This window comes from Bartonella sp. AD24XZML, assembly GCF_042196485.1.
Taxonomy (GTDB): domain Bacteria; phylum Pseudomonadota; class Alphaproteobacteria; order Rhizobiales; family Rhizobiaceae; genus Bartonella.
Map to the genome: position 1 here is coordinate 1 of NZ_JBHIQH010000082.1, position 10,358 is coordinate 10,358.

The 10,358-nt window shown below is 41.4% G+C and carries 11 protein-coding genes and 2 pseudogenes; 1 reads left to right on the forward strand and 12 read right to left on the reverse strand.

Annotated elements, in window-relative coordinates; genetic code table 11:
• The 8 genes and pseudogenes from ACFIMX_RS07795 to ACFIMX_RS07830 all read right to left on the reverse strand — a co-directional run.
• Positions 1–789: pseudogene (locus tag ACFIMX_RS07795) on the reverse strand (hypothetical protein); the annotation flags it as partial.
• 1 nt (position 790) lies between these two features.
• Positions 791–1,498, reverse strand: a complete 708-nt coding sequence (locus ACFIMX_RS07800) for a hypothetical protein (RefSeq protein WP_375694293.1) — start codon at positions 1,496–1,498, stop codon at positions 791–793.
• An 11-nt stretch (positions 1,499–1,509) separates the two neighbouring features.
• Positions 1,510–1,890 carry a hypothetical protein gene (locus tag ACFIMX_RS07805; protein WP_375607487.1) on the reverse strand — a complete coding sequence of 127 codons (381 nt, stop codon included), beginning with the start codon at positions 1,888–1,890 and terminating at the stop codon, positions 1,510–1,512.
• Between the two features lie 23 nt (positions 1,891–1,913).
• Positions 1,914–3,038 carry a N4-gp56 family major capsid protein gene (locus tag ACFIMX_RS07810; protein WP_375679336.1) on the reverse strand — a complete coding sequence of 375 codons (1,125 nt, stop codon included), beginning with the start codon at positions 3,036–3,038 and terminating at the stop codon, positions 1,914–1,916.
• 91 nt (positions 3,039–3,129) lie between these two features.
• Positions 3,130–4,017 carry a hypothetical protein gene (locus tag ACFIMX_RS07815; RefSeq protein WP_375679337.1) on the reverse strand — a complete coding sequence of 296 codons (888 nt, stop codon included), beginning with the start codon at positions 4,015–4,017 and terminating at the stop codon, positions 3,130–3,132.
• Between the two features lie 13 nt (positions 4,018–4,030).
• Positions 4,031–6,049 (reverse strand): portal protein, encoded by a 2,019-nt coding sequence (locus tag ACFIMX_RS07820; RefSeq protein WP_375679338.1) that lies wholly within the window; start codon positions 6,047–6,049, stop codon positions 4,031–4,033.
• On the reverse strand, positions 6,034–7,362 hold the full coding sequence (locus ACFIMX_RS07825; RefSeq protein ID WP_375694294.1) for a PBSX family phage terminase large subunit: 1,329 nt from the start codon (positions 7,360–7,362) through the stop codon (positions 6,034–6,036). The genes ACFIMX_RS07820 and ACFIMX_RS07825 overlap by 16 nt, the downstream gene beginning before the upstream one ends.
• Positions 7,343–7,678: a hypothetical protein gene (locus tag ACFIMX_RS07830; RefSeq protein WP_375694295.1), complete on the reverse strand. Its 336-nt coding sequence runs from the start codon at positions 7,676–7,678 to the stop codon at positions 7,343–7,345. Before ACFIMX_RS07830 ends, ACFIMX_RS07825 begins: the two co-directional genes overlap by 20 nt.
• A 205-nt stretch (positions 7,679–7,883) precedes the next feature.
• On the opposite strand from ACFIMX_RS07830, the gene ACFIMX_RS07835 reads away from it, so the two are divergent.
• Positions 7,884–8,495 carry a hypothetical protein gene (locus ACFIMX_RS07835; RefSeq protein ID WP_375677072.1) on the forward strand — a complete coding sequence of 204 codons (612 nt, stop codon included), beginning with the start codon at positions 7,884–7,886 and terminating at the stop codon, positions 8,493–8,495.
• Positions 8,496–8,508: 13 nt separating this feature from the next.
• Here the strand turns inward: ACFIMX_RS07835 and ACFIMX_RS07840 are convergent, their stop codons facing one another.
• The 4 genes and pseudogenes from ACFIMX_RS07840 to ACFIMX_RS07855 form a co-directional block, all read right to left on the reverse strand.
• On the reverse strand, positions 8,509–9,036 hold the full coding sequence (locus ACFIMX_RS07840; RefSeq protein ID WP_375680357.1) for a hypothetical protein: 528 nt from the start codon (positions 9,034–9,036) through the stop codon (positions 8,509–8,511).
• Positions 9,023–9,358, reverse strand: coding sequence for a hypothetical protein (locus ACFIMX_RS07845; protein WP_375680356.1), 336 nt, complete (start codon positions 9,356–9,358; stop codon positions 9,023–9,025). The genes ACFIMX_RS07840 and ACFIMX_RS07845 overlap by 14 nt, the downstream gene beginning before the upstream one ends.
• A 15-nt stretch (positions 9,359–9,373) precedes the next feature.
• Positions 9,374–9,814, reverse strand: a complete 441-nt coding sequence (gene ssb / locus ACFIMX_RS07850) for a single-stranded DNA-binding protein (protein ID WP_375694296.1) — start codon at positions 9,812–9,814, stop codon at positions 9,374–9,376.
• A gap of 285 nt (positions 9,815–10,099) precedes the next feature.
• A pseudogene (locus ACFIMX_RS07855) lies at positions 10,100–10,358 on the reverse strand (hypothetical protein); the annotation flags it as partial.

Here is a 10,358-nt window from a genome sequence, read left to right on the forward strand (position 1 = left end):
TAAAAGTTGACCATCCAAACTCATCTGATAAAAACCACCATCACCTGCAAAAAAAGCATCACTCCCTCGACACGCTATAGAGGCTGCACTGCGCGCTCCACGCTTGTCTTGTATCTTTTGAAAAGCAAACGGGCTCTTGGAACCTAACGTCAAAGAACCAGCATAAATAGCAGAACGAAGAAAAATAAGGGGATTGGTTGTTTCTGTTGCCCCCTGCACATATTCTCCATCTTGGAAATCCATATAACCACTAACATTATATTGAGTCTCCCATAGAGTTTCATCGCCTTCTCCAGACCAATGAATGCGATTGGGATTATCTGTCAATTGCATCAAACAAACAAAAGGTCCCCAAACTTTGACCAATCCTGCTTTCGGTGGATTGCCTTCTAAATCTTCAAACCGTTCAGAACTAAGAACCTTGAAAACTTGCGGTTTATCATTTTTATTCACCGCAATAACCATGTTTTTAAAAAGAGCAAACGACCATTTATTCTCTTCATGCGCATGATAAGTCACACCACTTTGACTTATGTCCTTCCAACCCTTCGTTTGACTATCATAACTGTAAAGCTTTTGCTTGCCTCCTACGATTATCTTAACACCATTGCCACTTCTAAACGCTATGCACCCCAAGGGCTTTTCTTCCAAAGCATGAGACACAACCATTGCACTAGGCATGGGTATGTAACCGCCATCTGCTGGTAAAACATTCACAAGGCTATCCGTAAAGCTACCGTTGACGACCGAAACATCTGGTCTGTAATCAGCGATTGGAAAATAAACCATCTTAAAAATCCGTTGGTATTATTCTGGTCACGTTATGACGTTGAGATGTCTCTGCACGCAATTCATGCAACTGTTCGTTAAAGTCATTGTACGCTGCCGTTGCACAATCGGAATCTTTCAAGATATTCTTGTAAAGTTCGTATTTTGCACGCGCCTTAATCAAATCAAACGCGTGCACAAACCATGGATGCTCCTCATCAACACTCTCTATCTCTGATAAACGCAATGGAGAGAGAATGAGTTGAATCTGATAGGCTCTATCCGGCGTGGGATAAAGATGTAATTTCCTATCAAAATAACTGTAACAAACCGGCGTTCCTTGCTGCTCTGATGATAACAAAGGCTCTAAAGAAACATGGTCCTTACACTCCAATGCAAACTTATGATGTTGATCAGAACTCAGATAAACGTTTTTGATTTTAACAGCACTTTCGATATGGCTGGTAGTGCTTGCATCATAAACACCTTGTCCCGCCCGTGTCTCAAACACCACATCACGGCTTTCGTTAAAGTAAAAGGTCTCCCGTTCACAAAAACGAATGGCTGCAAAAATGCTTTCTTGGATTTGTTGAACATACTCATCGGCTATGTCATCAATCTCATCTTGAATAACCGACACTAAGTGCGAAAGTGTTCTCTTATGACGATAAACATCTCGCTTTACTGGTATCGGTCCTCCGGTCTTAACCCGAATATAATGACGTGTCATCAAAATACCTCTCAACGATTGGTCACGAATTGCACGACCACAACACACTCACCAGCCGCGGTTGTTTTATCCCGTGTTGCATAAAGCGTAAGCTCTTGATCTTCTGGAACAAACTCTTTTTGGTTGGTTGATGTAAAATCTTGAGTGCTTTGGGTTTTGATATCCTTTTCACTAAACTCATTACCACCATAGGTGCTGCCTATCTTTAATTTCGCATCCGAAAACGCTGTCTTCACAAACGCTTTAATCGAAAGGATCATTGCACCACGCGGTAAAGTCCCGATTTTGCGCGTCAAATGCTTATCTTTATGCGAGATATTCAAGCGAAAAAAACTCACTTGTTGCGTAACCAAATTTCTCCCTTGTAGGGGCTGTGGTAATCCTTCTGCCATGTTTTATTTCCTTTCTTTGAAAATTAAGAAGGCTTTTCGCCTGTGCAAGTTGAAACAACAACGGTTCCGAAATCTTGCGCATGTTGTCCTCTTCCAGGCATTTGGAAACGTGTTTTCTTCATGCCTATGATTGTCTTAGCTGCAACACCATATACTCGTTGATAATCATCAAGCTCTTCAACCAACTTATAGCGCATGTCTTGATTTTCTGCTCCAAAGGCAAGCATCACACTTTGTGCACCCAGTAATACAGCACGTCGGACATTTTCTTCAACACTACCATCGGATTTAACACCATGGGTTACATGTTCGGATTCTCGTAAAATCACACCATTATACATGCCTAAAGAGCCATCAAAAATCGGGTTCTTCGCGCGCGAACCTGAATAAACTGCCTTTTGTATATCAAGCCACTGACCAGTATCGGTATTGGTACGCAATTGCATAACTTGTATGGGATGAAGATACATGACGTAAACATTCGAACCACCAACACGTACTGGTCTGATTTTGGGGTTAGCCAACTTTGCAACTTTAACAGCTTCATCTATGAGCTTCAAACTAAAGCTATGTTTGGCTAACTCTTTAACATCTTCATCCTTAGTTTTACCATCTGGTCGCACAATGCGCTTACTGCTTGGTGTCAATGGTGCATTAAAACCATAATACAATTCATCAAGTTCAACTTCACGTCCTTCAAACTTTATTGTAGGCGCTGTATATCCGCAAACTTGAAGAAAAAACATCAAACTCAAACGGTCTGCAAACCAATCAACCAATGCCTTATGTGCTTCGTCGCGTAAACTAAACAAAATACGTTGTTGATCAATCGTACCTTTATTTTTTGTTGAAACAGCGTTATTAAGTTCATTGATATATAATTTATCATGGAGAAATTGGAGCGCTTCTTCATTGCCTTTAAGCGTTTCACCCTCGCTTACACCACGCCCCATAATCTGTGCTCGTAAGCTAAACGTAACACAATCTCCGCCTTCTTTCCTAAGTTCATTTTTGACTTGAATGATACTATTGGAGCCTTCTCCCATTAACGGTTCAATATCAAGCGCTTTAGACGCTTCATAATTTAATCTCTTTGACCAAGCTTTCACCGCTTGAGCATCATTAATAGGTATACGTGTTATTGCCATTGATTTTACCTTTCTTTGCTATAAAAAAACCGGCTTAAAGCCGGCAAAAACCCGCATTAAAAGCGGATTACGTTATGCACCTAGACTATAATCAGCCATCGCGCCCCATTAACTTATCAAAAATGATTTGATTCTTAGGATTGCTATACCATTCTCCAAATTCTTTATCAGACATATTTCCAATAGATTCTAAAGTCATAGGACCCGTCACGCCCCCTCCTCCAGATGCTGTTAAGGTTCTCGCAGAATTCTGACGGCTTTGAAGTGCTGCAACTTGATTATTCGCTTGCACTGCTTGGTTCTGATAGCCAAGGTTTTGCGCTATTCTATAAATTTCTTCTGCCGGATTGAGATCTCTTTGTGCACAAGTCGCTACAATCGTACGCAATTCATTCCTTATGATCTCAGAAATTGTGTTTGGATCTGCATACTCAGGATAAAGTGACGACCAAGAACTCAATTCCTTCGCACGCTTCTCATAAAGAAAATTTGCCGCGTCACCAAAATCACTGGATTTATTTTGAAACGACTTAACAGAATTGTTGAAAAACTGACCAAGACGTATATCATGCTGCTGCTGTTCCTCAGCTTGTCTTAGCGCTTCTTTCTGTTCCCTAATATACGCATCCTGCTCTCGAATCTTTTTTCCCATCCAACTCATATAGCCAATAATGTCTTGTGTAGGGTCTGGGGGTGCATTTTCACCTTCAACCATTGGCGTCTGGGACTGGGGTTCATAAAGCTTGACAAGCGCTTCACGAGCTTGTTTGGCTTGTTGCTCCATACGCTGCTGTTCTATACTAGGAACAATCTCTGAAGGCTTTTCAACGGGCTGTGCAACCGGCTCTGGAGACGTAATGTCATCATTATCAATCGTTTCACCATCATAAGTGCCGGCATCAAAAGAGCTCTCATCATCAAAGACCGGTGCTCCAACTCTGTAATCTTCATTCATAGCTTCGTTCATTTCTGCATTCATTCTCTAACCTCTCTCAAATGCTTCTTCCTCTGTATGTTGCCGCTCTTTCACGCATGATTTGATTTTGCGCTCGTTCATTAAGAATACGCTCCCGTTCAAGCTCATGCTTCTGTTGCATCAATTCAGCTTCCAATTCTGCTCTCTTTTGACGCATAACCAATTCAATCTGCTTGCCTTGTAAATCCATCTGTTGCATCTGACTTTTAGCCGCAATATCTTGCTGCTTTTCCTGCAACTTCATTTCTTGTTCCGGATTCATTTGCTGTTGTTGGGCTTGTTGTGCCATTTGCTGCTGTTGCATCTTCTCACTCACACGATTAAGCAATGACGCAGGCAATGGAGAATAACGAAGTAGATCAAGCATAATATCCGGCGTAATCGCATTTTGAAGCAATGGGAGCAGCTGTGTGATGATACCAAAGGTGCGCTCTTTCTCATTCGGGCTGGTTGGAGCATCATCGACAACAATGTCATACTCGACACTCGTTACTTCTTCACGCGTCAATGGAATATATTGCGCATTCTCTTCACCAGATATCCGTACCAAACGACCATCGGACAAGTAATTCTGTATCAAGTGCAAAATAATCTTACCCTGCCGCTTGCGGTACAAACGTAAACCATCAAACAGACAAGCAAGCAGATTTAAACTGGATTGGCGTCGTTGTGCCTCCAAAATACCCGCTTGTGTCACTTCCCTTGTACCAATGAATTCGGGTGATAAACCCGTCACCTGATTAATTGCTTCCTTAGCTTCATTAAACAGTTGGAAAAAGCCTTGTGGAAACTGTGCTACAGGCTTTGGTTGTATTTTACCACCTGCCAATGCGTTAGGTTTAACCCATGTAATACTGTCTGATCGGCTTAAACTTTTTGCTGCTTCTCTCTCATCCTTAAATGCACCACTCTCTGCCATTATCCCGCCTTTGGATTGGCTATTAAGGATATACATCACTTGACTAAAGTACTTATTCGCCCACCGTTGTGGGTCTTTTGTAGGACGCACAACCCCATAAAATTGCCGTTCTATCTTGTCAAAATACCCCGTTATACACTCCCAACCCAATTGACCCGCTGGAACCAAAGGTTGATCAGGGGATTCAAGCAATTTCCTCCCTAAAAAAGCACGCCTTACAACCTTTTTATTAAAAGCCGCCCCTTGAATATTAGGCATCATACATTGAAGCTGTTTAAATTCTTCCTCGCTATAATCACGAAATTCTCCAGTGCTTAAATCGGGCGCTTTGTAATATCGCTCGCTTTCAAACCAACGGCATTCAACAAGTGTAACCATCCGACGACCGTTTTCAACATCAATGCCCTTCTCATCATTATAAGCTTCAAGATCATTATGATGAATGCCCTCATAAGCAACCCCATCACGCGCCCAATCCGCACTCAGCTCTGTCCAATGAGATTTTGGAAACATCTGCTTGGCTACTTCCAAGGGCTTGCGGTCTACATACCACATGCGTTGTGCATCGGTTAAATTCGGTTGCACTGCCGCACTATCCCAGACCATTTTCAGTGGGTCTAAACGCGTAATTACCGGTTCACCATCAAGACTGTTTTCATAATCAAGGCGGGTATCAGTCCACCCCATGCCGCAGATAACCGCATCTTGGAAAGCATCACTATCAGCGTATTCTGCATGCGCCATGTCCCGAAACCATTCTGCCGCACCGGTAAGCAATTCACTAGGCAATGCCTTCCCTACTTGACGGGGAATAAACTGCACTTCTCGTTTATTGTTACGCTCTGAACCCACAACGGCATTAACCAATGGTGCAATACGATTAAACGTCATAACGGGGCGGCGTTGCTCTTTTAACGCCGCTAAATCAGCCTCATTCCACTGATCACCATTGTAAAATCGAAAATCCTCTCTTGCATGTTCGCGCCATTTATTCACATGCTCCACATCTTCTTTGTACCAGCTGACAAGCTTGCGAAATAAGCCTTCTGTCGACAAATCTGATGCGTTACTTTCTTTCTCTAAATGCTCTTCATCATACATCATTCTGCCATCCATGACGTGCTTTCATAAGTTTCTCTACCGCTATAAGCTGGTCGCTTTTGTATCGTCGGAGGTTCTTCATAAGCCACGCACATCAATCCAAAGGCATCTGCTCCATGACTGGACCAATCATGCTCTGCTCCCAAGCCAATATTGCGCTTCTCATCCCATTTCTCATGATACCAATTCAGTGCTTTACGACCCGCTACGGTTGTCTCTTCGTTAAACCATACTGAAGGTAAAATACGTCGCACTGCCTCGATACGCATCTTAACCGCCCCTGCTCCCTGATTGGGAACAACCTGTGTTTCAAAGCCCGCATCATTTAAAGCGCTCTCAAAACTCACATTGTGCACACGGTCTCTGGTCGCACCATCATGGGGGAGAACCATCAGTGCCTTCTCATAGCCATTTTGACGCAACCAACCGATATGTTCCGATAATGGCTGCCCTTGTGCTTCATAATAATCAAGCACTCTGATCTCTCTACCAACAAATTGCGCTATCCATATCGCTGTCGCATCTGCCTTAGCACCCGTACCCCCAATATCCCAAAAAGCCCGTATCTGCATTAAAGGATCACGCGCAACACGCCCTATCCGTCCCTCTTGCTCGGCTGCCAACATTTCCCTCTGATAGTAAGCGCCTTGAACCGCTGTAAGATAAGCCCCTTCCCATACATGCTTATAGGTTTCTGGACGGTTTCTCAAATCATCAAGCCGCGCTTCATTCAAGATCTTGGGAAACTTTGGATTATCTGACCAATTGATCTCTACACGCTTGATTGCCGCATTATCTGAAAAGCGAAACCGCCTTTCAACCGGTGCATTCTCTCGCAACGGGTTCCATGTCACCCATAACTCTGCTCTCCACCCCTCACCTTCTTCACGCAACGTTGGAATAAGCGTCTGCCAAGCGGTCTCTGTTACGGGCTCTGCCTCATCAACCCAACAAAGCAAGATACGCCCCATCGATTTAATGCTCGCAATATTACGGTCTAGTCCAGAAAACTGAAAGGCTATACGACCATCATTTGACTTAATAGAAGCCTCTCCAACCTTGTAATAGTCCTTTAAAAAGTCATGGGCTTCAATGGCGCGCTTAATCTCCTCTAATGAACTCTCTGCTAGCGAATTCTGAAACTGACGTGCACAAAGAATGGTCCCTGATATCCCCTGCATACCAAATTGATAGCCTTTTAAAGCAGCCATCAAGGCAAATGATCTTGTCTTTCCAGACCCTCGTCCACCCCAAGCTGCTCGTACCAAAGCGTCTCCTGCAAAAATAGGAATGAGTTTTGGTACAATCTTAATCTGTCTTGTCGTCATTCATTGTTAAAGGAGCAATTTCTACACGCCCTATGATCTTAATCGCGCCCCCATCTTCCCCCGTCACTTGCAAAGGCAAGATCTTCCCAAGCAACGCTAAATAAGCCGCAGGGCATCTTATTGCCTGCTTTTCGAGGTAAGAGATTAGCCCCTCTTTCCCATACTTATTGCCTGCCAATTCAGCAGCTTTAAGAATAGCCTCTTTCAAAAGACGTGTATTCTTATTGGGTACACCTTTGACACGCCCTTGACCTGCCTTTGGGGGTATACGCTTTTTAATGGGTTGTGGAGCCTGTTCTGTATTTTGTGATGTCATAAAATACGCCCTCCAGATAATAAAAAACCCCGCATTTGCGGGGATTTCAAACTGCACTACCTCTCGTCTAGACACAATACGCCTAAGTACAGTAGGATTATTAAATACGATTTGCTACAATTTGTCAACATAAAAATAACACATATTGATAATTTCAAAGGGAATCAGTTAAACAGCACTTATGAATAATTAAGGGTTCAAAATGATGAAATCATTATCCATAACACGCATCATAACATTTATAGCTTTCTTTTCTATATCAGCGCTACCTGCATCAGCGTCATTTGGATTTACACGTACATTTACACGTGTAGATACTATAGAGCAGTACAATAAACTTTACGATAAATATGCAAGTAAAGAATATGAAGACTTTACGCATTTCGACAAGCAACACGAAGCAAATCAATTTGCATACAAAAATGGCTATCAAAATATAACTGCCAAATTTGACACTGTATGGCATCGTCACATACTTATTGTTTTATGTGGACGCTTTGTGAATTTACTAAGGGGTGATTATAATAAGGAGATGTCATGGGCGATGCTACCTAGTGTAATAAATACTTTACGCTATGAACATAATTGGAGTGAAGAAAATTTTATTTGGGCATACAACATGTCTATGAGTAGTACAGATCCAATGTTTTATTACGCAAAAAAATTTCTTAGTTCTCCGAGTGGAAATGGCATTAACCCCGAAACACAAGTTGTTGATTTAGTGTCTAGTATGAGAGTCGATAATGGGAGAGGCATAAAAAAAACAGCTAGGTTTTGTAGAGACTTACGAACGATATACAATATAATGAAACCGTAATAGAGATTGTCATTTAACGATCAAAATGTTTCTGAAGAGCATTAAGAGCAACGCGTAGTGAATTCACAAGGTGTGGTAGCATTTGATCTTCTATCACGAGGTACTGTAGTGCTGCATAAAGATTATACTGTCTATAGAGGCATTGCGCTTCTTTTAGTGCCTCTTGCGTGTTTATAAACTGCTCTGTTGCAAATGCTACCCATTTATCTCTTGCTTTGTCATCAGTAGATGATGGCATTTCGTCATAAATTGCATTAGGCAAGCCCTTTGCACAAAGGTAATTATTTCTTATCTGTAGGTACTGTTGCGCGGCATCATATTGCTCTTGTGTAATCACGCCTTGTAAACAAAGCCGCCCGATATAGGTACCAGAAAGTGGATTTTTTGCCTCCTGTAGCGTTAAACCGAAGCGCTTTGCACGTATCTCTATTGCCAATTTATCAACGGCTTCACGCGGTGCTTTTGCACGTGATATACGTCCGTTTGGTTCTCTTACCTGCCCTGCTATTTTAGGGCGTCCCCTTTTTTTATTTTTTTTCACTTATGTCACCAGATTCCTGTTTAATATTTTGCCAGATTTTCTCTGATCTTGACCATGAAATTCGATTTAAAAAGAACAATAAAACCACTAAAATGCATATTACAGCAGCAACACTTAACTTAAGTTTTAAGTGACTTTGATCCCAAGAAAGTTTTAAGAGCAGAATGAAAAGTGTACTCAATAAAGCACCCATCACTATACTGTAATAACTCATTGATGTAGATGACGTACAACCTCTTAACAGCTCTATATCATTCTCTGTAAGCATATAAACGGGTTCAGATTCTTCTGTACTAACCCTAGGCTTCTTTTTACTATCCATTAAAGCACCTTCTGTTTAAAAAGGAACATCATCATTTAATGCGTTTGTAGACGTATCAAGAGGTCTGTGAAAGCTTCTGTCATAAGGAGATGACTGCTCTTGGTCATCATCATTTTTGCCATCTAAGAGCTTTAAGTCGCCTTTGTACTTAGGCAAAACGATTTCTGTTACAAACCGGTCAACACCGTTTTTATCTTGCCATTTACGCGTTTGAAGCTGTCCCTCGATATAAACTTTGCTGCCTTTATTGAGATACTGGAGTGCTATTTTTGCAAGATGTGGATTAAACACCACAATGGAATGCCATTCGGTTTTGTCTACTTTTTGATTGGTTGCCTTGTCTGTATAGCTCTCAGACGTTGCCATTCGAAAATTGACCACCTCGATGCCAGATGACATTGTTTTGCTTTCTGGATTGGCACCTAAATGACCAATTAAAATCACTTTATTAAGCATGTTTGTAAGTCCCATTAAATGATGTAAAGATCATAACATGTTTTATGTGTTTTTACAATGTTTTCAATAAATAATAACAATATTCTTATGTAAAAGATTAAGCTTTAAAAGCTGTTTTTTTATTGCTTTTTGATACGTTTTGTGCAATAAAGAGATGTTCTTTTATATTTCGATTGGTTACTTTAATCGTTTATTTAGATCGCTAGCTGTTTTGATAATAAAAGCCGTGTCTTAAAAGGACGCGGCTTTTTTGCTATAAAGCAGCCCCCCGCCCCGTTATTTTATTTATGCTGCTTTTTCACTAATCTTTACAACGGTATCGTTTTCATAAATTTCACAATCTTCAGGAATTCCATATGCATAATAAAAGTTTTGTTTGACATATGAATAATCATTTCTTTTTAATCTTGCATTGCCATGTACCAAACCTCTAATGGTGTGATAACCAGTCACTTTTGCATTCCCATAAACAGAACCATAGACCTTAACATACCCACCCACGCTAGCATTGCCATAAACCTTGCCATAAATTTTTGAAGAGCTA

What these genes read in the sequence shown, in the direction of transcription:
- ACFIMX_RS07805 (WP_375607487.1), bottom strand. Translation starts at nt 1,890, where the DNA reads ATGGCAGAAGGATTACCACAGCCCCTACAAGGGAGAAATTTGGTTACG.
- ACFIMX_RS07810 (WP_375679336.1), bottom strand. Translation starts at nt 3,038, where the DNA reads ATGGCAATAACACGTATACCTATTAATGATGCTCAAGCGGTGAAAGCT.
- ssb (WP_375694296.1), bottom strand. Translation starts at nt 9,814, where the DNA reads ATGCTTAATAAAGTGATTTTAATTGGTCATTTAGGTGCCAATCCAGAA.
- ACFIMX_RS07835 (WP_375677072.1), top strand. Translation starts at nt 7,884, where the DNA reads ATGAAATCATTATCCATAACACGCATCATAACATTTATAGCTTTCTTT.
- ACFIMX_RS07845 (WP_375680356.1), bottom strand. Translation starts at nt 9,358, where the DNA reads ATGGATAGTAAAAAGAAGCCTAGGGTTAGTACAGAAGAATCTGAACCC.
- ACFIMX_RS07800 (WP_375694293.1), bottom strand. Translation starts at nt 1,498, where the DNA reads ATGACACGTCATTATATTCGGGTTAAGACCGGAGGACCGATACCAGTA.
- ACFIMX_RS07825 (WP_375694294.1), bottom strand. Translation starts at nt 7,362, where the DNA reads ATGACGACAAGACAGATTAAGATTGTACCAAAACTCATTCCTATTTTT.
- ACFIMX_RS07820 (WP_375679338.1), bottom strand. Translation starts at nt 6,049, where the DNA reads ATGGATGGCAGAATGATGTATGATGAAGAGCATTTAGAGAAAGAAAGT.
- ACFIMX_RS07815 (WP_375679337.1), bottom strand. Translation starts at nt 4,017, where the DNA reads ATGAATGCAGAAATGAACGAAGCTATGAATGAAGATTACAGAGTTGGA.
- ACFIMX_RS07830 (WP_375694295.1), bottom strand. Translation starts at nt 7,678, where the DNA reads ATGACATCACAAAATACAGAACAGGCTCCACAACCCATTAAAAAGCGT.